Consider the following 21,000-nt stretch of genomic DNA (forward strand, 5'->3'; position numbering starts at 1 on the left):
ATTCAGGCCACGAGTTCCCAGATAGCGAATACAGAAACTCCGAAGGAGCTTATTGATGGCAGACAAAATCGAAGCCACACGTAAACAGGTTGTTATTCAGCATTGGGATGGCAGCAAGAAATACATGATGGCCTCGAATGAGTATGTCGGAGTTGTTGTGGGCAAAGAGGCCACCGACGGAGAATACGTAATCTCGGACGGCGTTATGGCTCCAGGAGGCGCGGTGCCCGATCATTACCATAAATGGGAGGATCAGACGTTTCACATTCTTCAAGGCACGGTTGATGCGAAGATTGGTGACACGTGGGTCAGCGCCGGCGCAGGGGATACCATTCACTGCCCGCGCGGAGTTTCCCATTATATGAAAAACAATAGCGATCAGGATGTGCGTATGATCAGCTACATTTTCCCAGGCGACCGCGCCGAAGCGTTCATGGCCGAAACCTCCCGGCAGAACGAGGGTGGCGAACAGGACTTTGAGTTGATCGAGCGGGAATTCGGTGTCGTCTATCTTTGACTGTCCTGAGCACAGGGTTGGGCCTGTAACTGCGTGCCTGATATGCCTGTGATCACCCCGCGCACGATCTGCCCTTCAATTTGAGGCTGCGCAAAAGTGACTTCGGTGAACTGTTCGGTCCGACCCATATGAGGGTTTTCCATCAGTATGTTGTGATACCTTCCAACCTGTTCTGAAAGATGCTTCGCAACCTTAGCATCCCCGGCAGCACGTAAGCGGGCGGCCCGCTCATTGATTACGTTTCCGTTCACCTGCTGTGGGATGCGAGCAGCGGGAGTTCCTTCGCGTTTTGAATATGGAAACACATGCAGCCAGGTCAGGTCGCAGTCGTTGACCAATTTTAGAGAATTCTCGAAATGGTCTTCGGACTCTGTCGGGAAGCCTGCGATGATATCGGCCCCAAATGTCATATCCGGGCGCAACTTAAGAGCCTCTTCCGTGAAGCGGATGGCATCATCGCGCAGGTGGCGACGTTTCATGCGCTTCAGGATCAGATCATCACCATGCTGTAGCGACAGATGCAGGTGGGGCATCAGGCGCGGTTCGGTCGCGATGGCCTGCATCAGATTCTCGTCCACCTCGATCGAGTCGATCGAGCTGATCCGCAGGCGCTGAAGGTCCGGCACCAATTTCAGGATGCGCATGACCAGATCACCAAGCTTGGGTTGCGCAGGCAGGTCCGCTCCCCATGAGGTCAGGTCAACTCCGGTCAGGACAACTTCGTTATAGCCCCTATCGACCAGCCGCTTGATCTGGTCTACCACGACGCCAGCAGGGACGCTGCGAGAGTTTCCGCGGCCATAGGGGATGATGCAGAAAGTACACCGATGGTCGCACCCGTTCTGGACCTGAACGTAGGCGCGTGAGCGGGTGCCAAAACCGTCGATCAGATGGCCCGCCGTTTCGGTAACAGACATGATGTCATCTACCTGCACGGCTTCGGTCTGACCGATAAAATCGGCGGCCATCCCTTTCCAGGTTTCGGGCCGCATCTTTTCGGTGTTTCCGATAACTGCGTCGACCTCATCCATGCGCGCGAATGTCTCGGGCTCAGTCTGCGCGGCACAGCCGGTGACAATCAGGCGAGCGTCGGGATTTTCCCGCCGCAGCTTGCGAATTTCCTGCCGCGCTTTGCGCACAGCCTCAGCTGTCACCGCACAAGTGTTTACGATCACCGCATCGCTAAGGCCCGCCTGCTGTGACAGCTCTTTCATCGCCTCGGTCTCGTAGGCGTTCAGGCGGCAACCCAGAGTACTGAACTTGGGTGGGTTCATTCCAGAGACCTCAGAAATTCCGGCGTGAGCGTACCCGAAAAGACGTGGACTGTTGGCCCCGTCATCCAGACGCCATCATCGCGCCAGTCGATCCATATAGTCCCACCGTCAAGATCAACTTGTACCTGGCGCCCGGTAAGTCCACGCCGGGCCGCTGCGACGGCAGTGGCACAGGATGATGACCCCGAAGCCAAGGTGATCCCAACACCGCGCTCCCAGACGCGCATGCGGATTTTGTCTGGCCCTGCGATCTGCGCTACCTGCACGTTGGTACGTTCAGGATAGAGCGGATGGTGCTCATAACGCGCACCGAAATCTTCGAGAGGGATCGCCTCCGCATCGTCGACAAAGAAAGTGCAATGCGGATTACCCATTCCGGTTGCTGTTGGCCCCCCTTCGATAGGGAGTTCAAGCGTGTCCATTTCTTCGGTCAGGGGAATCTCATTCCAAAGAAGCTGAGGTTGGCCCATGTTGACCGATGTCAGGCCATTTCCTGCGTCCCGTGCCTGCAGAATGCCGCGTTCTGTCGTGAGAGTCAGATCCGATCTGCCGGTTTCATCCAGCAAGAATCTGGCAATACATCGCGTTGCGTTTCCACAGGCTGCCGAGTTCGACCCATCGGCGTTGTAGAACACCAGATGCGCATCTGCATTTCCGCTTTCGATCACCGCGAGCTGGTCGAAACCCACGCCAAACTGCCGATGCCCAATTCCCCTGGCCATCTTGGGTGTGATCGGAATCGTATGCGCGCGCGCATCCACAACGACAAAGTCATTGCCCAGCCCGTGCATCTTCATAATGGGCAATCCGGTATCGTTTAGGGTTTGCATTGCGGGCATATAACCCCGGCGACAAAATGAATCCAGCCTGTCCTAAAGATTCCACAAAATAGGGGTTGACCCCCCAGCGCCACCTGCCTAATTAGGCCGCCTATCGGGGCGCTGGACTGACATCAGACAAAAGCGTGCCGAGGTGCAAATTAAGGTCTTGAACCCGGTTGGGTAAATACCTTACAGAGCGCCACGGATCATCGAGATCCAACAAAAGAGTGGGCCGTTAGCTCAGTTGGTAGAGCAACTGACTTTTAATCAGTGGGTCGCAGGTTCGAATCCTGCACGGCTCACCACTTTTCATAAGTTATCCTTTCCTTTTTGAGGGTTAGCGTTACGTTTGACGAACCTCATAGAAAGGTTCGCCAAATTTCACTCGCCGCTCGGGCGAGAGATTAGTTTTTCGATAGCGGAATCGGCCATTCCTTCACGTCCTGCAGCCTCGGTATAGCGCTGCACAAGAGCCAATGATTTGTGCCCGGTGACCGCACCAATCTCGTGTGCAGTAGCCCCAGCTTCCGCCAAGCGACGCGCACAAGCCTTGCGTAACCCGTGAGCGGAACACTGCGGGAGCTTCGCCTCTTCTGTCCAGCGTTGCATGAGGTTTCCCAAACCTGCAGCCGCACGAATTGTGCCTTTCTTTGTGGCCAGGAAAGGGCGATCATTCGGTAAGCCAGTCAGAACTTCCGCCAGGTCGGGATGGATCGGGATTGAAATCAAGATTCCGCCTGACCGTTGGGTCTTCTGCCGACGATACTCGATTTTCCCATTTCGTATGTTTTTACGCCCTAATTTAACTGCATCCACGCGTGCGGCACCAGTGTATAGCATCAGTGTTACAGCGGTATGTGCGAGCGTACCGGGCTTGTGAACCTCGAAGAACTGAGCCAACTCGTCTTCATCCCAAGTATGAAAGCCAGTTGCGGATTATTCCAACTGAGACGCGACACAAAAAGCAGAGTAAGGACGCCGATCATTTGAACGGCGCCCTCCAAAAATGATAACTTGTGCCCAACTAGGTTCGGTACACGAGGGTGGTTTATTATTTCTTTCCGCGAGAGACTTGCTGTCCCGAAACCACACGACTGCCGGCGTTGCCCCAACCGCTATCACTCTTGATACCATCGATAGCGTTTTTACCACTGACCGACGGTGCGGCAGCTCCAATTCCCGGCGTACTGGAAAGAGTGTCCGCCATATTTTTCGCGGCATCGGAATTACCGTTAGCCATGGCAGGTGCAGTGAACGCGATGAGCGCGGTAGTGGAAAGTACGAAAAGCTTTTTCATTTTTAGCCCCCATTTGTTTCGATATAGGGCTTACGTTTGACGTCGTTCAACGGATCAAATTTGACAATTAATATATTCGAAACAAGCTGTTTCTAAAAAATCCACAACGCACGCAACCGCGATGCAAAATGCCAGGCACCCAGAACATGAAAAAGAGCAGATTGCCCGAAATTCCAGCAGCCGCAGTTGAATTCGCAAAGTAGGCAAGTGTTGCGTCTCGGGAAGGGATGGAAATAGCCTCACCCCCGCAAACAATAGAAATTGGGCGCTGGTGTTGCACGGAACGCCACTTGGATGACAGCTTAACAACGCTCGTATAGACGGTAAATGACGGCTTTGTCCGCAAAGCAGACTTTGAGCGAGTTTCCCCAAATGACCGATATGCGGACAAAGCGGCCTTTGGTTCTCCGAACAAATCGGACATTTTTGGTTTTAGACTAGGCGGTTGTGTAAAGTGACAGGATTACTTGTCTTCTCTTCCGTAAGCACAATATCTCAATTGGCACCCTCATTGGATGCTGAGGAGGCCGCTACCAATCGAATTTCCATCATATCTTTAGGTCTAGGCGCGGCTTCCAAAAAGGGCGGAAGAGTTCAATCTTGGGGCATCGGTTCATCACGACTTTAAGGCCCGCCGCTTCGGCGAGTTGCGCTGCTTGGTCGTCGTACACACCGATTTGACCCCAAAGAACTTTTGCCCCGATTGCGATAGCCTTCTCGGCAAAGGCATAAAACTCCTCCTTCGGGCGAAAAACGTCTACCATATCAACATGTTTGTCGATCTCTTCCAGCGAGTGGTAGACCTTGAGCCCTCTAATTTCCGAAATTTTCGGGTTAGGATTCACCGGTAGAATATCATAGCCGATTTCACTCAGCTGTCGCAGAACGCCATAGCTGAATTTCGTTTTGTCCGCGCTAGCGCCCACCATTGCAATGGTTTTAACCGACTGCAGGATGTCGGCGAGGTATTTGGGGTCGTAATCGTAGATGCGGTCGATATCTGCTTCGGGCATCGGTTAACCTTCCTTCGGCGTCGCAATGTCAGCCTTGAGTTCGTGGGGTTTGAGAGGGTCGAGAAACGGATTGCGGTACAGCTTGTCATGGCTCTCGACCCCGATCTCAAGCGTGATGTCGGATGTCGGACGTGCCACGCAAAGGATCACATAGCCGTTCGCGATTTGCCGATTATTCAGCGCAACCTGTCGGCGTTGATCGATCGCGCCAGTCTGTAGTTTTGCCGCGCAGGTAATGCAGCCGCCATACTTGCACCCAAAGGGCAAGTCGACGCCCTGTTCTCTCAGCGTTTCCAGAAGTGGACGCCGCGCATCCACACAGTATTGCGCGCCATCTCTGTTCGCGATCGTCACGGTATACATAGTCATAGCCAGATGTCGCTTGTGCAATCACCGCCCGGATACCGGCTCTCGTGACAGCGCGATGGACCATTCGGTTCTTTGCCAAAGTCCACAATGAAATCCTCGTTGATCTTCATACCACCGTTTTCAGGGTCGCAATCGATCATCACCATAACCCCGCCCTTTTCGCGGATCTCGGGATAGAACTGGTTATCCCAAGTCGAGAACAGCGAGGTCGTGACATAAAGCCTTCGTCCGTCGAGAGAGAGCTGGAACATCTGTGGACCACCCGCGACCTCGACATCGTTAACGATCGGAGCTTTACCCAAAAGGCCCCCCATAAACACTTGGCCGGTCAGCTTGGGATTATGCGGGTCGGTGATGTCATACTGGCGCATATCTCCATGTAGCCAATTGTTCAGGTACAAGTATTTGTCGTCCATCGAGATCAGGATCGCCGACATAACCCCCGGCAACGGGATCGGCCATTCGGGGTGCATCTCGTTTTCCACGTCGATGATCTTTTCCCACCGCCACTTTTTAGCATCGTCTTGCCACCAATGGATCACATTGGTCGAAAGAGCTGCGCCACAGAACCCATGCGTGCTGTCGGGGTCATGGTGGAACTTGACTTCCAGTGGCAACAGCCCGTCTTCACCCAAATAGAAGCTTTCGACCGGTTCGCGCTTTTCGAAATCCCAAAAATGCAGCTCGCGCCCATATTTCAGATGGCCCACTTCTTCCAGATCGAAGCCCGGCATGAAGGTATTGGGCGCAGCCCATTCGGAACTGACCATCACGTTGTGGCGTGGTTGGTACCAGAAGTCATAGCCGAACTTGATATCGCCCATCGAGGTTTCCCAGCGACCGACGATGTTGAACTCTTTGTCGAGATGCAGATAGCCTCCAGGAGCCTCACCCTTGGCATTTCCAAGGAAGGAAATGATGATTTCCGAGCCCAAACAATGCACCGTATGCGGGCCCGATAAACCTGCCTTGGCCTTGATTTCAGCACCGTCGATGACCTTATGCAACCGCGGCGCACGCGGGTCAGTGGCTGTATCAACGATGTGAAGGTTGTTAGAGCGTACGCCCGGCAGGATCAGGTATTTGCGGGACATCGAGCCGTCGTAGTGACAGGACGAACAGGCGTTCCACCCCATGTGGTGAAGCTCGTCCCCAATCCCCGGCATTTCCAGCCTATGGATTACTTGAGAATAGGTCGAGCTGTCAGGGTCGACATCCACTGTAGCAAGGTAATCAGGTTTCTGGATCCCTGTCCCGGTGTAGATGGCGATCGTGTAGAGTAGCTTTTCTCGGGGGGCTTTGATGGCTTCTTGCGGACTCTTGAAGCCCGGTCCACAGCATTGTCCATCCATCGTATGCTCCTCCCTTGATTCCCTAAATTGTATCGTATATCGAAAACTTGATTATCATAAAGTGAGAAAAATGCATCTCGAACGATTAGCGCTGATTTTGGAAATCGTGGGTCAAAAAGGACGTGCGTCCGTAGCAGATATCTGTGCCCAGTCCGATATACCTAAACCGACGGCCTACAGGCTGGTTCAAGACCTTGTTTTGTCCGGCCTTCTTGAATCACCAACCCGCGGTGAGTTCGCGATTGGGATTAGGCTAAAGCGTATCACGTTGAGCGATCACTCTGACCCCGCTCTTTTGCAAGTGATTGCGCCTGCCCTCTCTGGCGCCGCGAACGACTATGGCGCTGCGTTTTTCTTGTCTCGGCTACGGGGCCATTGGGTTGAGATTATTCATGTGGAGACGCCGCAGACGGGCGTGTCTTTTCTTCATCCAGGTATGGGCAAACGACCAATGCACGCGTGCTCTTGCGCCAAGGCAATCGCCGCCGTGTCGCCTGAGCTGCTGTCTCAAGACCGATTGGATGGGCAGCTTAAGCGGTACACAGATCGCACGATCACAGACCCTAAGGATCTGGCCGCGGAACTCGATGTCATTCGAGCCAAAGGGTATGCCATGTGTGTTGAAGAACTCGAGCGCGGGATCAGTTCTGTCGCAACAACGCTGACTAAGACAGGTGTTGGTGCGACGCTTTCAATCGGCGCTACGGCGTCTCTTCGGGTGTTTACACCTTCGAAGCGAGAAAAGATTGGCCATGCACTTACCACAATGTCAAACGAACTTGCACGCGCGCTAGGATGGGGTGAAGCAGATAAAGAAAGGATACCCGCTTAGGTTCATGGGTATCGCAGTGCTGTAGGTTAACGCTATCCAGCAGGACAGGTGTGTTTTGCGACCTTCGCCGCTTTTTGGTCAATGAGGGAGACAAATATGGACGATGCAATGTTTGGTGGGTTCTTCGTGATCAACGTAAAACCTGAGTATCGGCAGCCCTTTTTGGACGCCAGCATCTTCCAAGCGCAAAATGTTGTCAGTGAAGAACCCGAAGTTTTCCAGTTTCATATTATGGTGGATGAGACAAACCCAAATCGTTTCTATTTCTACGAAGTGTTCAGAAACGAAGCCGCGGTCCAGGATCATTGGGAATCTGAAACCTTCAATAACTGGTTGAACACTGTCCGAAAGATGCTGGATGGTGAGATCGAACTTGTTGCCAGGATGCGCTCGCTTTTTCCGACGCCAAAAGGTTTCGAGGCGCAAAAAGCAAGCCTGCTACTATGGTAAAATTGACCGACGTTTAAGATTTTCGTCCGTGCGAGAACATTACGGGTTTTGGTGCTGGTCCGCTTTGGACTCAGAGCAACCGTTCGCTGCACTAGGCGTGAACGACTTCTACGTGGACAAAGCTGCCGATAAGTCAGTTTGTCGGGATGTGTGACAACGGCCCAATGCAGCCGTTCGACCTTAATCACCGTCGCCGCGATGCGGCCCGTCAAAGGAGATATTCGCTGTACGGGCGAAGATGGAAGACAGACGCAGGTCCGAAGAGCGGACGAAGCTGACATTCTGGCTCACCCTGTGTATCCTGACGGCATCGATTAGGGAAGCTTCAATATGACCAATCCCAACGAAGTCGCGCACCATTACCATTCCGGTCACTTGCTCAAACGGATTTCCGATGGTTGCGCAGCACTGGACCTGACCCCGCCAATTTCCCACGACGCTTTGGCGCCGGTTGACGAGTTTCACATTGGCGGGCGTCTCGCGACCGAACCTTTTGTGAAAGCTCTCGGCCTTTCACCTGAAAGCCGAGTTGTCGATTTTGGCTGTGGGCTCGGGGGTCCGGCACGCTATGTGGCGGCGGCCACCGGGGCGTATGTGACCGGTGTCGATTTAACCGCCGAGTTTGTGGAAACCGGTCGCGCTCTTACAGAATGGACGGGCTTGTCACACCGAGTTCAACTCATCGAAGGCAGCGTGTTGGAATTGCCGCTGGACACTGGCTCCATGGACGCCGCTTACATGATCCACGTCGGCATGAACATCTCAGACAAAGTCGGCATCGCCCGTGAGGCGAAGCGAGTGCTCAGGCCAGGCGGAATTTTTGCGATTTACGATGTTATGCAAGTCGGAGAGGGGCAAATGGACTATCCCGCACCCTGGGCGTCATCTGCAGATCAAAGCGCACTGACTTCTCCGGAGACATATGAAGCTGCTTTGAAATCTGTCGGTTTCGAGGTGAGTGAGCGGATCGACCGCACTGCATTCGCCAAACAGTTCTTTGCAGATTTGGCAACTGCACAAAGCCGTTCAGATGGCCCTCCACCTTTGGGTCTTCATCTTATAATGGGCGATGACACCGCGCTTAAGGTGCAACATATGGTCAGGAATATCGAACGTGGTTTGATTGCCCCAATTGAAATCCACGCGCGCCTTCCAGTTTAGCTGCTTTGACTAACAGGTCAGGTTTGGCCTTTCTTAAGTGGGGTGGCGGTTTGTGGTAATCTTCCATAAGCAAATCGGGGAATGCTCATGGCTGAAACAGCTCTGATTACGGGTGCCTCAAGTGGAATAGGCCGGGCAACGGCCATCGACCTGGCTTCGAAAGGGTGGAACATACTCGCGCATGGACGCCGCGAGCAAGCGCTGCAAGAAACAATTGCCATGGTTGAGGCCGCAGGTGGCACGGGCGAATGGTTTGCTGCAGAAATGGGCGACATGACTTCTGTGGCCGCTCTCGCAGACTGGGCGCTGCAAAGCGAGCGGTTGGACGCGATGGTTCACTGCGCCGCCAAGTTCACCTACGGCGCTGTTTCGATTGACCGCTTTTTAGATTGGGACACATCCATCGACCAAGTGCTGCGGTCAACCATCAGACTGACCGCGCATGTCTTGCCTGCGATCCGTGAAACAGAGGGAGCATTTGTCTATATCTGCGGGCCTACATCCTGGCTGGGCTGGAAAAATCACGCCATTCATTGTGCCCTGCGGCATGCGCAGGCTGGTTTCGCCAAGGCTCTGTTCGAAGATGTCCGCGAAGACGGTGTTCGGGTCACCCTTGTGCACCCGGGGTTTGTCAACACTCCAGACGTGTCCGACGCAGGCAAAGACCGCTCCAAAATGATTCAGCTTGAAGAAATTTCAACGCTAATCTCGACTGCTGTAATGCTGCCCAACAACGCCTGCGTCACGGAACTCACAGTGCGCCCCCAAAGGACGCCATATCTATGACAGGCTCTATCTGGTTGGTCGTTCAGAAAGTGCTGACCCACGCGCACAGCAACATCCGCCAGGGCGCGAGGCCGATAGCAGGTGGTCTGCTTTACAACTCCACCAGGTCGTAGTGTTTGATTGACCGAGCTTCGACCAGTTCAGCTTCTGCCGGATCGATGTGGGGGCTTTCATAGTCCTCCCCTACAAACGCCTTTAGAGACTCCAGACTGTCCCAAATGATCACAATGCTGAACTCTCTCGGGGAACCTGATCTTGCGGCGCCCGGCAAGACTTGGACGACGCCCTTTGTCCGTTTCATCAATGGAATGGCAGTTTCGTGAAAGAATTTACTGAACTCTTTCTCCTTACCTGGTCTCACAAGCACCTGAAAATCCGCATTATCATGTATGCATCCTCCAACAACGGCGATGCCTGGATACTTGTCTGCCTAAATCGGGCGCATCGTAGCACCATTTATTTTGCGCGTCCGGAAGGGCTCGGAGCGGTAACCAAGCCCTTTCAAATGATGGGCTGGTAAGACGAGATAGCACCGTCAAAGTCGTTGAGTGGTGGCCCTAGTATTGATCAAAGTTGCCATGCCCCCATCGACGAAGCGAACATGTTGGAACCCCATTGAGGTCAGGACGTTTGCTGCGGCAGCGCCACGATAGCTAGGAGCGCGGCCGGGCACAGCTACAACATTTGGGTTCACACCGGTGGCGTCCATTTCCGCGGTGTCCCTTACATCGACCAAGAGTACTTTTTGGTCATTCTCCAATGTTGCGAGTGCTTCGGCAGCGGAGATGCCTTCAGCAGCCGAAATTTCCTCTTCTTCCATTTGAGCAAATGTGCGCGCCATGTCGACCTCCAGTCGTCTGTGCCAGAGCACGTTTCAGACGTTCACGGGTTTAATCAAGGTTGCCAGATAGGCCCGTGTTTCACCATCCCAATCAGCAGGATTTTCGTCATGAGCAACTTGCGCATGAAGTTCCATAAGTTTCCAAACTTCATCCTTGGTCTCGGCGACCACGCTTGCGGGACAGGCCGCCATCCCTTCACAATCCCGACAAGCATATGAAAACGCGTTCGCCATCTAGTTTCTCCCCTTTGTTTGAACCAAGGATAGCAGATTGGGTATTATTCACCGAATCCGGCAGTTAGATAGACTGTTTGTGAGACGTGGTCATCGCTGTGAAAGTCGCCTTTGGGGCTCTCCTGGCACCTTCGGCGCGATCTGCGCCAAGGGCCAGTTTGGTACAATGCCACCAGTCACTGCATTGCTTTGTTGATGCCCCGAGGTCGCATCGCCCGCTTTCAAAAGATGACAATGCCTTAACGTTGTCTTAACGTCGTTTTATGAAAGCTCGCCTTGCCGTGATCTTGATGGCTGACCTGGTCGGCTATACGTCCGCAATGGAGGCGGATCAGTCGCTCGCAATCGAGTTGGTCCGCGAACTTCGTGATAAACTTCTAGAACCTGAGGCCGTCCGAAGAGGCGGCGAGATACTGAAGCGTATGGGCGATGGATGGATAATTGCCTTTCCGTCGATATCAGCGGCAATCGAAACCGCTCAATTTGTGCAAATTGCGTTGGTCGACCATGAAAAAATCAGGCTGAGGATGGCTGCTCATCTCGGGGAGATCATTCAAGACGAGACCGACATTTATGGTACCGGCATCAACATCACTGCGCGCTTGCAGACTGAGGCGCCACCCGGTGGTGTGATGATCTCCGAAGACCTCAAGCGGCAGTTGGACGAAAAGCTTTCAGCGGGTTTCAGCGATGCGGGTACGTACGACTTAAAGAATCTTGCTAATCCTGTGAATGGGTTTCAATGGCGGCCCGCAACGCAGCGAGAGAAAGAACACACCGAATTGCCTTCTATTGCAGTGGAGCCGGTCACAAGTGCCCCCGAATCAAGAGAAACGCTCGAGGTTTGCGCTGATCTGCAGGAGCAACTGGTTTACAGTCTTTCGCGCCGCACTGGTGTGCGTGTAATCGCAACAGATTCAGTGTCTGAGACTAATGCAACGTATAGCCTGAGATGCCGATTGCGTTGCCGAGAAACCGAAGCAAGGATCTCGGCCAGCCTTACCCGGTTGGGAGATGGACAGGTAACCTGGTCGCGCTTCTTAAACGGAGATTCAGAGGATTTGTTTGAATTAAGCGACCGGGCTGCAGAACAGCTGTCAGACGATTTACGTCTGCAGATCAATGCGTTTGACGGTGACCGACTTAATGATATTCCAGACGATCAATTGAGCCCAAGTGAGTTGAGATCTCGAGCGGCAATGCTGTTTTACCGTGCCACCGTCGAGGACTATAATCATGCGGGTAAGTTGCTGGAGCGAGCGCTTCGACTTGATCCCGAGAATGGCTCCGGGCTTGCGATGTGGTGCGAAGCCAAACTGTACCCCTTGGAGGCATGCTATCGCGAGGCTGATCCTGATTTACGCACGCGGATCATCGAGTCTGCGAATAAAGCCGTTCAGACTGCGCCGCGTTCCGACTATTGCTGGTACACGCGGGCCCAGGTGCGCGCGCGCCTCGCGGTTGATCTGAATGGTGCAAGGAAGGACATCGATAGAATTTTCCGGCTGAATCCCAGCTATGTTTTGGGCATGGAGGCGAGCGGTTATACCGAAATTATTGCCGGCAACTGGGAAGCTGCTCGGAAGAGTTTGGTCGAGGCTGTGGATCGTTCCACCGAAGATCCGTTTCTGCCATACCGGCTTTATCCCCTTTCGATTGCACACATGATGGCAGGTGATCAGCAACTCGCGCTTGAAGCAATTTCGGACGCGAATGAAATGCGTCCCTACTGTCGACACTTCTGGTTGGTGAAGGCGTGGATACTCAGAAAGTCGCGAATGCACTCCAAAGCGGAGGCTGCTGCAGAACGCGCGGAAACGCTGTCAGAAAAAGCGGATATCCTTGCCCAAAACCTTCATCTGCCTGACCCCATCAGAGAGGATATAGGGTTGCCAGGTGATCCGATCCAAGCATAGAGGCCTAGATGGGTTACGAGATCGTGGGCTGATAGCCGAACGGCAGACATCTACCCCGATCCAACCTAAAGCGTGTTACCTACATTCACCGCGGGAGATGAGTTGCGTCATTTCTCAGGGCCGCTTTGGGCTCGTTCCTGACCTCGGATGCGAAACGGTATTTGCCAAATTTGGAAGGCTTGGACTGGTATCGGCCCAATCCGGACCTTCGCTGAGTATTCAAGATGCCGCGGCCGCAGCCCGCAAAGCCGTCATTCGCTGCAGGCGCATGATCGAGTCGCTGTCAAAGGTCTAGATCGCGGACAAAGCTGCCGTTCGGAGAGCGTGCGTAATCACCAAAGGTTTGGAAAAAATCAGCGGCGAACGGCTGAAATGATGACAGACGGGGCCGGAACAAGAAAACCGCCATTGTGCATGGTGCCTAGAGTGCGAGTACGTTCTGCCAAATCAGAGCGAATTGAACCTCGCTTCATAGCTGGCTGCGATCCCAACAGTGATGCCGCGCGAACGGCACCTTGGTCAAATGCATCAAACAAATCTTCAGGTTGCTGTACATACAATTCAGACGGCACATCGAACAATTGAACCTCTGCAAATCCCGCATTGGTGACCATAGGTTCAGCAGAAGAACGGTTGGCAAGCATATGAGCATCTGGTCCAAAAGGTAGTGTTACAGAGGGGTCGCCCAGTCGTCCAACCGCATCGAACAACCAACCGAATGCACCATCTGATCCTTTCCCTTTCCAGATTGAAAACGCGATACGCCCTTCTGGTCTCAATACCCTTGCCGCTTCCGCCAAGCCGCGTTCAGGATCGGGGAAGTGCGGTACACCAAAACCAATAGTGACAGCGTCAAAGCTGTTATCGGCAAAGTCCATCGACATCGCATCCCCTCGAATGAAGGAAGCGCCTGGCACAGCAGTCTGAGCAAGGGATATCATGGCCGCAGAAAAGTCGAGCCCAGTTACAGAAGCGCCTCTTGCCGAAAGCTCTGCAGCGACAACACCATGCCCAGTGCATAGATCAAGAACTGTTAGCTTTGGTCCAGCCGACACCGCGTCCGAAAGCCTCTCCGCAACAAGGAGCGTAGCTCGGTTGAACCCATCTGCGTAACCTTTAGCGATAGCTGGATTGGCCCAGCCTTCGCGCTCCATCTTTTCAAAATCATCAAGGTTGGTCATGCATCCCCCAAATCAAGTCAGCGTAGCATCAACAATTTTCTGAAGCCAATAGAGCCCTCTTCGCACCAGATGACAGCCTCCCGACAGCCTCGCCACAGCGTCCGCAGTGGGCTCCGAGCGGAAGATGAACCGGAAAATTCGAATGTCTGCTTGGGAGTGGCGAGCGGACGATCCCACCCGCCAAAAGTGTTAAAGATCGATACGTTCGGCAATACTCAGGGCGTCTTCAAGCTCGACGCAGAGATAACGGATTGTACTGTCCACCTTGCTGTGACCGAGCAGAAGTTGAACGGCACGTAAGTTTCCAGTCTTTCTGCATATCAAAGCAGCTTTGGTCCGCCTAAGCGAATGCGTGCCGTAGCTGGACGGATCGAGACCAATCGATAACACCCAATCCCGGACAAGCCTAGCGTATTGCCGGGTCGAAAGATGTGGCCAAACACGCAAACGACTTGGAAGCAGATACTGTTGTCCACGCATGTCCGCCGAAGAGACCCATTGTGAACCGACTTCACGTGTATTCTCCGTCACTTCAAATTGCACTGGCTTCGCAGTTTTGCTTTGAACAACGGATACCCGATCGTGAACAGAATTGCCGACGGCGAGATCGTTAACTCTCAGGCAGACGAGATCGCACCCGTGCAACTTGCTATCGATGGCAAGATTGAACAATGCTAGGTCTCTCAGCTTGTTTGCAAGTTCGAGCCGAGCGCGAATGGCCCAGACTCGATTTGGCTGCAATGGCCGCTTTTGTCCAACTAGTCTGCCTTTGTTCCAGGGCGACGACGCGTTGTGACAATGGGAAGTAGAGATTTGGACTTCTTAGATCTCCGTCCATTCCCTTCCATCCCAAACATCGACACCATTCCGACAGTTGCAGTCTAATTGCCCCTCGCGTGTCTTCGGCACAGTAAAGTTCTCAGGTTTTCTCAGGCGGTTCAAAGCCGGGTTGCATGTCAAGGATTTCGGAGGCAAGTTGCCCAATCACTTCGAGAAGTTCGCCGTATCCCCTCATTGAAAGGTCGATGTTCATTGTGGCGTCGGAGTCAGCAACACCCATCCTAGCCAATATCTTGAGTGCTTTGTCGTAGGTGTCGGGCGATGTAGGAACGTCGAAGATTGGCCCAGAAACACTTTCCCGGTTCGCGCTGGCGCGTTGTTCAGTCATTGCTGTTTCTACCTAGTAGCGGAAAATTGGTTTACAATTTTGCATACCCTGTATTAAAAATATGTACATTGTTTAGATAAAACAATACTTTGTACTTAATAATGCATACGAGGTTACAATATTGACTCCCGAGCAGCTTAGAATGGCGCGTAGTGCGCTAAGGTTAGGAACTCGCGAACTAGCTGAAATGGCAGGGGTTTCCTTCACCACTATCAATCGCTTCGAGACGGAAAAAGGAGGTCTACAGCATTCAAATGCAGAGACGATTCGAAAGTCTCTTGAAGCCCTAGGCATCCAGTTCCTTGACGAAGGAGACACGGCCGATGGAGTCGGGGTAGTGCTTTCAAAGAAAGGTTCGGAATGAAGCTATCAAGCGCCCTCACCCGAACTGCAGTACTTTGTGCCTTTTTGCTGCCAAGCGCAACGGTGGCTTCACCTGATTGGACTTGCATAGAGCCAGCGCTGAGAGACGAGCTGGAGCTTAAGTTCAAGTTTCAGGACGACTTTGCCAAATTGGTATCCACCGAGCGTCCCGAGTTTGGTGAGCTTGCCCAACTAGTGGCAAAAGCTACGAAAATAAACTTCACAATGCGGCTTTCCCGAATAGCCTGGCTTTGGGAATATGATCCAAGCCGCTTAGCTTCACCCAATGACTTTTGGGTGCTCGATTGGCGCGACGACGATATGTCTCAATGGCTCGAAGCCGACCCGGCAAACGCTGTTTCTCAGACGCAAGTTGAGGCTCTGCAAGGCTCAATAAATGAACATCCCAACTTGCCCGATTTCCGAGTTTACGTTTCGGACAATAGGGTCATCAGCCCATATCTGGAATTATACACTTCATTTGGAGAAGACACTCAAGTCGCTCGCGAAATTGTAGCGAGTTGCTACTGACGCCAAACCCGTAATGCAAGAATGAGCCATTGGTGGGTAACGGCGGCCTGCGCTTCGGGAGACTGGCGAACTGAGACTTAGAAAACTCAAGGAGATTGGGTTACGGGCGAGGGGCTGGACCCAGAGTTCCCTTTATTAAGATTTAGTTAAGCTCATAACGCACAGACGCTGATACCTTGTACTATAGACGACCAAGAGCCACCTACTCAGACAACTAATTCGGTAATTTGAGAGGCAATCGAGATGAACAAAGTACTGTTAACCTGTGCACTTGGCATTTCACTGCTCGTGGCTGCATGTGGAGCACCGACGACGCCCACTCAGGCACAGGTACAGCATGACGCACGCTGCGCTGCAGGTATCTTGGGTGGTGCTGCCCTTGGGGGAGTGGTTGGAAACCGGTTCGGTGGCGGAACAGGCAAGGCTCTGGCGACCGCAGCGGGTGCAGGCGTTGGTATGTATGCAGGGCAATCAGCCTGCAACTAACAAACTTTGGTCGAAGACTCTGAGCTCCACTTAATATCTAACCTGTGTAACCCGCATCACTGACCGCCCACTCAGAATCGGACACACTGCCTGCATTAACGAGTAAGCGTTGGTGTATTTGAGAACGCTAGGATTTGGTAATTCATTTGGTGGGGCGCGCTTGTGGTGGGTGCGCCCCTTTTCTTACCTCGATTTGACCGAGCTTAACGATACCCTTGAGAAGGAAAAACAAACTTCCTGTGCTAAGCAACATAAACGCCAAAGAGGGCTTTCACTGTAACTAGGTAACGCTCTTGATTTGGCAGTCTTCGCCTACGTCAAGCTGACGCCCGGTTTCCGTATAAATGATTGCCGCCAGTGCTTCGCAAACAACAACTGCGCGATCGACCAATCTGTTCCCTCTGGAATCTGGCAACACCGTAGTGAACCCGTCAAAGAGCACTTCGTCACGCTGTTCGGAAATTCCATGCGCTCTGATGGACGCAATTCTCAGCGCTTGTGACATGTCAATGATTTCCAATAAATAGCAGTCCTGCCTTCTAAGAGCCAAGCGCTCGGCTGCTTCAGCTTGTGCAACAACACTCAGATAATCACCTTTGAGAGCATAAACATAAGCCCAGAGTGCCCTGAATATCGGTTCATTAATTAGCTGAGAATTCTCCCGTAAGTGGCTTTCAATTGTTTTTTGGTGATCTTCACCAAGATTGCGAACCTCATTGAGAAAGAACGTCTCGAAAATCTCGACCACCATGTCTCTATTCGCGCTTCCCACCCACGTGCTGCAACTATCTGATGACTGTGCGGTTGAGGCCGAAAACGTCAGGAATACAGTAGCTATCGATTTCCATCTATGAGCACTCAATTGATTTTTCCTAAATAAATTCGGTCGCTTTCTGGTGCGTAGATAGCATTGCCACAGGGGCCTGCAATGCGCCTCACCCTCGATTCTGCAATTGACACCGTCAACCGATAACAGACTAGGCGCGCGTATTGCGCAGAAAACCCTGTTTCGACGCCAACCCCTGCAAAAACCGCTAAACCTGCTAAACGGTGCCGTTTGAACGGTTCTGTCCGGCCAGGAATTAGCGTGCTCGACATTCAATCATCAGCGCTTGGATTGATTGCTTTAGCTCCTTAGCGTCACGCCCAACAAGCTTATAGGCGCTTGTGAACGGCCCTACACTCAGTCCGGCGGGACAATACTCAGTCGTCCCTAGTGAATGAAAGTCACTGGTGTCGTACGACTGAGAAAGGTTTTCGCTGGCCGCAATCGCAGCCGCCTGTCCGCGCCCATACTTCGTCCTGGCAGCCTGAAGGTGTGCTTCAGCGTCTTTCTTAATTTCTTCCGTCTGAGTTTCCCACTCGCCAACCGGCTTCCAGTTCACAAAAATTGACCACGTATCGCCATCGGATTTGCTGATGTCGCCAATTTCCGCTTCGTGATGGCGAAGGTCTATGTATGTGCTGAATTCCTGTAGTGTTGAACCGTTTTCACATGCTTTGGTATCTTTGCGGTACATTCTGATTTCGCATTGCTCCACAGAGACCTCGAATTGGTCGAACCTCGATCCCGCTTAGCTCAACTCAAGTGCGTTAGCCACTTTTGCGTCGGCGTCCTGCACCCAAACCGGTTGCACGTAGTGACGCAAAGCAAACGAAAAAATCGCAAGAAACAAGAGCGCGAGCCACACCTCGCCCTTTCCAATCTGACCCAAGAACCGCCTCCGCTTATACTGGAATTATTCTTGCACCCACAGGTTGAGCGTATCAACCCGATTGCGAATAACCGCCAGAAGGCAGGCCTTTCCTCAATTTCTTTGAAGCGGTCCAGAGCGGGGTGCTTCCAGATTAGATGACACCCAATTGAAAGCCCCACACCGGACGCAATCGGTGCAGGGCCAGTGCACTAACGAGTAAGGCTAAATGCAGTCGCTCGCGACAAGTCAACTATGGTGTTCCCGTAAGTCGTCATTAGCACTCGCAATATTTGATTATGTTGGTTCAGTTCTTCAGTCGTAGGGCTAAGCGCGCCACTCTCCATCAGTTCTTGCATGTCGCGCAAATCTTGCGGGTCTTGGTACTCGTTGAGAAAATCAGATGTCCATTCCGCATTTGGTGTATGATCCGACGAGTCTGCCCATTCTTCAAATTCGAGATCCAAATCATTGGCATCCAAGTTCGAACTCAAATCATTGGTGTTAATCGCATAATTCTGTGATCTTGCTTCAAGCACATATGAATTTTCCATGTCAAATGTGACGTCACTAAAGTCAAACATTGCCGCACTCCATGAACTTTAAGAACTCGGGAAGTGTTATAGATGAAGTCGCGTTATGGTTTGAAAAAGCCAAAGTTAATTTTGCTTAATGTGCGTTAATCCTTTGTAGCGCAATTGTATGCTATCCAGTCCGACGGGTCTTACAACATTGAGCGGAACCGTATCGAGGCCAAAACAGCCGCCTATCAGAATCACGCACTTTCAGGTATGCACGTCGTATTGATTAAAGCTTTGAGGTGTTTCCATGACCACTGTGCGCACCCCGACTGAATACCGCGCCGCCTTGCGAGAGATTGAGTATCTATGGGGATCGGAACCAGATACCGAGGAAGGCAAGCAGCTTGCGGAGTACTTGTCAGCGGTAGAGCAATACGAGCGGCTGAACACCACAGAACCAGTGTTGCAGAGATTGTGACGCTCAGACGCGAAATGGTGGCGTGTGGGCGAGAGAAAGGGCTCAAGCGATAGAAGCGGTGCAGTGGTGCAACAGGTCAAGCTTCAAGTACCGTTCATGCCCTCAACCATAAGTAATATGCATAGATAGTTGAGCGGATTGACGCCTTGAACAAGGCAGGCTTCCGCCACGTAAATCATGACGTTCTTTTCGGTCATCGACGGTTGCCCTAAGTCCAATGTGAGAGTTGCTTGGGGGCAAAACATGAAACTAAGTGCGATTGAAGTCGTCTGCATACTATTGGCGAGTGCAGCGGCAGTAGCGGGTTTTTTAGGAGCGGCAAACGCCCTGATTACAGCTATCTGAGCAGATGCCCCGATGCTGTGTAGCTAATATATTGAACAGGATGCGGTATCCAACCTTGTTAGGAGTGGAAGAAGAGTTGACGCTTATCCAGATTGTGGCGTTTTCTCGGTCAGTCATTTGTGTGCACTTTAAGCGTGAATAGGCGCTGATATCATTGGATAATCCGGCTTAACTCCCCCCCTACGGATTTTACAGGCCGGGTGCTGGTGTCCATGTTGTGGGGCATGACTGTTGCAGACCTGACTATCCTAGAGCTCTATTGCGTGATTGCTGCGTCTGGGTTGCTATTTACCTCTATTTGCTGGGCGTTATGGGGTGTGGCAACAGATACCGATAGACAGCTTTCTCCGCTTGGCTGAGGCGCTCTTGGTCTCGCCTCTTTGGGCGGTGTAATGGGCCCCTCGCTATACGGAGCCTATATCCTTTATTCCGCGTTTATTGAGGCCCAGTTATGTTCGTCATCAGGGCGCGGATAATCATCTGTTTTACCTTGTCGGGGGCCTTTTGAACCGCTCCTTGAAGATTGGCAGGCACACCCGCCCGCATCAGCATTTCGGCAATGACAGGGCCAACCTTGGTCTCTTTACATGCCGACATATGCCGCAGAGCCGCCTTTCCGAGCAATCAGCGCAGCAGCTACGCCACCACCGGCCCCGGTCAGGTCACCTGTAGGGGCAAATCCTGCATCACCACCAGCGCCGCCAACTATGCCCTGCTCAATCAACTGGCGCGCAGTCGTGGAATTTCCTGTAAGCGCCCTTTGTGTGTCTGCAAAGGTGCGTTCGTTAGCAATCTGGTTGCAAACGTATTTGCTCCCTCAGGCCCCAGAGCGTCTTGCTGGCGTCGTGGGCCGCAACCGCGCCGGGTGTGTCTCTGCAGTTCTGTAGGGCGTCGATCTTGCCGCTGGCATAGCCCTGCGCGACTTCGTCGGGGTGGGCTACAGCGGCTTTATCTGCGCCGCGGGCATAATCTACTGATACGTGGGGCTTTGCGTCCTTAGCACCGAGGTTGACGGCATTCATGAGCCGATGCCGGAGTATGAACTACTGGAGTTGCTGTTGTTCAACGCAATCCCAAGGATCGACGTAAAGCCATTAGCAAAGCATCTTCTGGCCGAGTTTGGTGACCTGAATGGGGTCATTGCAGCCTCAAAGCACCGAATTCTCAAGGTAGATGGTGCTAACGACTAGGTTTTCTATCATCTGCGCGTTGTTGAAGCCTTCGGTCATAGAATGCGCAGGCACAGATAATGAGGCGGGATGTTGTGTCGTCATGGGAGGATTTGGTGACCTATTATCGTACCGCAATGGCACACCGCGAAGTTGAACGATACCGGGTTGGGGAGCTTTTAAAGGGTTGGCGACGAGACT

At 52.6% G+C, this 21,000-nt stretch carries 26 protein-coding genes, 1 tRNA gene and 1 pseudogene; 12 read left to right on the forward strand and 16 right to left on the reverse strand.

The window, feature by feature from the left end:
• The first annotated feature begins 55 nt into the window (after positions 1–55).
• Positions 56–517 (forward strand): cupin domain-containing protein, encoded by a 462-nt coding sequence (locus tag ACR0DU_RS05975; RefSeq protein ID WP_480873034.1) that lies wholly within the window; start codon positions 56–58, stop codon positions 515–517.
• Here ACR0DU_RS05975 and mtaB read toward each other — a convergent pair.
• Both mtaB and dapF read right to left on the reverse strand, forming a co-directional pair.
• On the reverse strand, positions 508–1,791 hold the full coding sequence (gene mtaB, locus ACR0DU_RS05980; protein WP_480873036.1) for a tRNA (N(6)-L-threonylcarbamoyladenosine(37)-C(2))-methylthiotransferase MtaB: 1,284 nt from the start codon (positions 1,789–1,791) through the stop codon (positions 508–510). The two genes, ACR0DU_RS05975 and mtaB, sit on opposite strands and share 10 nt — an antisense overlap.
• Positions 1,788–2,630 carry a diaminopimelate epimerase gene (gene dapF, locus ACR0DU_RS05985; protein WP_480873038.1) on the reverse strand — a complete coding sequence of 281 codons (843 nt, stop codon included), beginning with the start codon at positions 2,628–2,630 and terminating at the stop codon, positions 1,788–1,790. The genes mtaB and dapF overlap by 4 nt, the downstream gene beginning before the upstream one ends.
• 211 nt (positions 2,631–2,841) lie before the next feature.
• On the opposite strand from dapF, the gene ACR0DU_RS05990 reads away from it, so the two are divergent.
• Positions 2,842–2,917: transfer RNA gene (locus ACR0DU_RS05990), tRNA-Lys, on the forward strand.
• Positions 2,918–2,993: 76 nt separating this feature from the next.
• Here the strand turns inward: ACR0DU_RS05990 and ACR0DU_RS05995 are convergent.
• The 5 genes from ACR0DU_RS05995 to ACR0DU_RS06015 all read right to left on the reverse strand — a co-directional run bounded on the left by ACR0DU_RS05995 (position 2,994) and on the right by ACR0DU_RS06015 (position 6,643).
• Positions 2,994–3,512 carry a tyrosine-type recombinase/integrase gene (locus tag ACR0DU_RS05995; protein WP_480873040.1) on the reverse strand — a complete coding sequence of 173 codons (519 nt, stop codon included), beginning with the start codon at positions 3,510–3,512 and terminating at the stop codon, positions 2,994–2,996.
• Positions 3,513–3,663: 151 nt separating this feature from the next.
• On the reverse strand, positions 3,664–3,909 hold the full coding sequence (locus tag ACR0DU_RS06000) for a hypothetical protein (protein WP_010443151.1): 246 nt from the start codon (positions 3,907–3,909) through the stop codon (positions 3,664–3,666).
• A gap of 548 nt (positions 3,910–4,457) precedes the next feature.
• Positions 4,458–4,922, reverse strand: coding sequence for a CoA-binding protein (locus tag ACR0DU_RS06005; RefSeq protein ID WP_010437917.1), 465 nt, complete (start codon positions 4,920–4,922; stop codon positions 4,458–4,460).
• 3 nt (positions 4,923–4,925) lie between these two features.
• The gene (locus ACR0DU_RS06010; RefSeq protein WP_029621660.1) at positions 4,926–5,285 is read right to left on the reverse strand and encodes a 2Fe-2S iron-sulfur cluster-binding protein; all 360 of its coding nucleotides are present in this window, start codon (positions 5,283–5,285) and stop codon (positions 4,926–4,928) included.
• Positions 5,286–5,287: 2 nt separating this feature from the next.
• Complete coding sequence (locus tag ACR0DU_RS06015; RefSeq protein ID WP_480873041.1) at positions 5,288–6,643, reverse strand: selenium-binding family protein; 1,356 nt, start codon at positions 6,641–6,643, stop codon at positions 5,288–5,290.
• Between the two features lie 70 nt (positions 6,644–6,713).
• On the opposite strand from ACR0DU_RS06015, the gene ACR0DU_RS06020 reads away from it, so the two are divergent.
• From ACR0DU_RS06020 to ACR0DU_RS06040, 5 genes are all read left to right on the forward strand, one after another.
• Positions 6,714–7,475 carry an IclR family transcriptional regulator gene (locus ACR0DU_RS06020; protein ID WP_480873043.1) on the forward strand — a complete coding sequence of 254 codons (762 nt, stop codon included), beginning with the start codon at positions 6,714–6,716 and terminating at the stop codon, positions 7,473–7,475.
• A 96-nt stretch (positions 7,476–7,571) separates the two neighbouring features.
• Positions 7,572–7,925: a putative quinol monooxygenase gene (locus ACR0DU_RS06025; protein ID WP_010437910.1), complete on the forward strand. Its 354-nt coding sequence runs from the start codon at positions 7,572–7,574 to the stop codon at positions 7,923–7,925.
• A 330-nt stretch (positions 7,926–8,255) separates the two neighbouring features.
• Positions 8,256–9,086: a class I SAM-dependent methyltransferase gene (locus ACR0DU_RS06030; protein ID WP_480873045.1), complete on the forward strand. Its 831-nt coding sequence runs from the start codon at positions 8,256–8,258 to the stop codon at positions 9,084–9,086.
• An 87-nt stretch (positions 9,087–9,173) separates the two neighbouring features.
• A complete protein-coding gene (locus ACR0DU_RS06035) occupies positions 9,174–9,872 on the forward strand; it encodes an SDR family NAD(P)-dependent oxidoreductase (RefSeq protein ID WP_480873047.1) in 699 nt (232 codons plus the stop codon).
• Between the two features lie 274 nt (positions 9,873–10,146).
• Positions 10,147–10,392 carry a hypothetical protein gene (locus ACR0DU_RS06040; RefSeq protein ID WP_480873049.1) on the forward strand — a complete coding sequence of 82 codons (246 nt, stop codon included), beginning with the start codon at positions 10,147–10,149 and terminating at the stop codon, positions 10,390–10,392.
• Positions 10,393–10,407: 15 nt separating this feature from the next.
• Here ACR0DU_RS06040 and ACR0DU_RS06045 read toward each other — a convergent pair whose 3' ends face one another.
• A complete protein-coding gene (locus ACR0DU_RS06045; RefSeq protein WP_480873051.1) occupies positions 10,408–10,713 on the reverse strand; it encodes a rhodanese-like domain-containing protein in 306 nt (101 codons plus the stop codon).
• Between the two features lie 33 nt (positions 10,714–10,746).
• Entirely contained in the window at positions 10,747–10,947 is a 201-nt protein-coding gene (locus tag ACR0DU_RS06050; protein WP_170745557.1) for a DUF1059 domain-containing protein, read from the reverse strand.
• A gap of 263 nt (positions 10,948–11,210) precedes the next feature.
• Between ACR0DU_RS06050 and ACR0DU_RS06055 the strand changes: the two genes are divergently transcribed.
• Positions 11,211–12,863: a hypothetical protein gene (locus tag ACR0DU_RS06055; protein ID WP_480873053.1), complete on the forward strand. Its 1,653-nt coding sequence runs from the start codon at positions 11,211–11,213 to the stop codon at positions 12,861–12,863.
• A gap of 353 nt (positions 12,864–13,216) precedes the next feature.
• On the opposite strand, the gene ACR0DU_RS06060 is transcribed toward ACR0DU_RS06055, so the two are convergent.
• From ACR0DU_RS06060 to ACR0DU_RS06070, 3 genes and pseudogenes are all read right to left on the reverse strand, one after another.
• Entirely contained in the window at positions 13,217–14,044 is an 828-nt protein-coding gene (locus ACR0DU_RS06060; protein ID WP_480873055.1) for a class I SAM-dependent methyltransferase, read from the reverse strand.
• Between the two features lie 189 nt (positions 14,045–14,233).
• Positions 14,234–14,892, reverse strand: a pseudogene (locus tag ACR0DU_RS06065) (tyrosine-type recombinase/integrase).
• A 71-nt stretch (positions 14,893–14,963) separates the two neighbouring features.
• Positions 14,964–15,212, reverse strand: a complete 249-nt coding sequence (locus ACR0DU_RS06070) for a hypothetical protein (RefSeq protein ID WP_480873057.1) — start codon at positions 15,210–15,212, stop codon at positions 14,964–14,966.
• 360 nt (positions 15,213–15,572) lie between these two features.
• Between ACR0DU_RS06070 and ACR0DU_RS06075 the strand changes: the two genes are divergently transcribed.
• Positions 15,573–16,106: a hypothetical protein gene (locus ACR0DU_RS06075; protein WP_480873059.1), complete on the forward strand. Its 534-nt coding sequence runs from the start codon at positions 15,573–15,575 to the stop codon at positions 16,104–16,106.
• Between the two features lie 243 nt (positions 16,107–16,349).
• Positions 16,350–16,592 carry a glycine zipper 2TM domain-containing protein gene (locus ACR0DU_RS06080; RefSeq protein WP_480873060.1) on the forward strand — a complete coding sequence of 81 codons (243 nt, stop codon included), beginning with the start codon at positions 16,350–16,352 and terminating at the stop codon, positions 16,590–16,592.
• 280 nt (positions 16,593–16,872) lie between these two features.
• On the opposite strand, the gene ACR0DU_RS06085 is transcribed toward ACR0DU_RS06080, so the two are convergent.
• The 3 genes from ACR0DU_RS06085 to ACR0DU_RS06095 all read right to left on the reverse strand — a co-directional run bounded on the left by ACR0DU_RS06085 (position 16,873) and on the right by ACR0DU_RS06095 (position 18,870).
• Positions 16,873–17,343, reverse strand: coding sequence for a hypothetical protein (locus ACR0DU_RS06085; RefSeq protein ID WP_480873062.1), 471 nt, complete (start codon positions 17,341–17,343; stop codon positions 16,873–16,875).
• Positions 17,344–17,674: 331 nt separating this feature from the next.
• Positions 17,675–18,112, reverse strand: a complete 438-nt coding sequence (locus ACR0DU_RS06090; protein ID WP_480873063.1) for a hypothetical protein — start codon at positions 18,110–18,112, stop codon at positions 17,675–17,677.
• Between the two features lie 386 nt (positions 18,113–18,498).
• Positions 18,499–18,870, reverse strand: coding sequence for a hypothetical protein (locus tag ACR0DU_RS06095; RefSeq protein WP_480873065.1), 372 nt, complete (start codon positions 18,868–18,870; stop codon positions 18,499–18,501).
• Between the two features lie 244 nt (positions 18,871–19,114).
• Between ACR0DU_RS06095 and ACR0DU_RS06100 the strand changes: the two genes are divergently transcribed.
• Complete coding sequence (locus ACR0DU_RS06100; RefSeq protein WP_480873067.1) at positions 19,115–19,285, forward strand: hypothetical protein; 171 nt, start codon at positions 19,115–19,117, stop codon at positions 19,283–19,285.
• Positions 19,286–20,213: 928 nt separating this feature from the next.
• Here the strand turns inward: ACR0DU_RS06100 and ACR0DU_RS06105 are convergent.
• Positions 20,214–20,354, reverse strand: coding sequence for a hypothetical protein (locus tag ACR0DU_RS06105; RefSeq protein ID WP_480873069.1), 141 nt, complete (start codon positions 20,352–20,354; stop codon positions 20,214–20,216).
• A gap of 304 nt (positions 20,355–20,658) precedes the next feature.
• On the opposite strand from ACR0DU_RS06105, the gene ACR0DU_RS06110 reads away from it, so the two are divergent.
• Positions 20,659–20,820: a hypothetical protein gene (locus ACR0DU_RS06110; protein WP_010438253.1), complete on the forward strand. Its 162-nt coding sequence runs from the start codon at positions 20,659–20,661 to the stop codon at positions 20,818–20,820.
• The last annotated feature ends 180 nt before the right edge of the window (positions 20,821–21,000 follow it).

This window comes from Ruegeria sp. G2, from assembly GCF_056533505.1.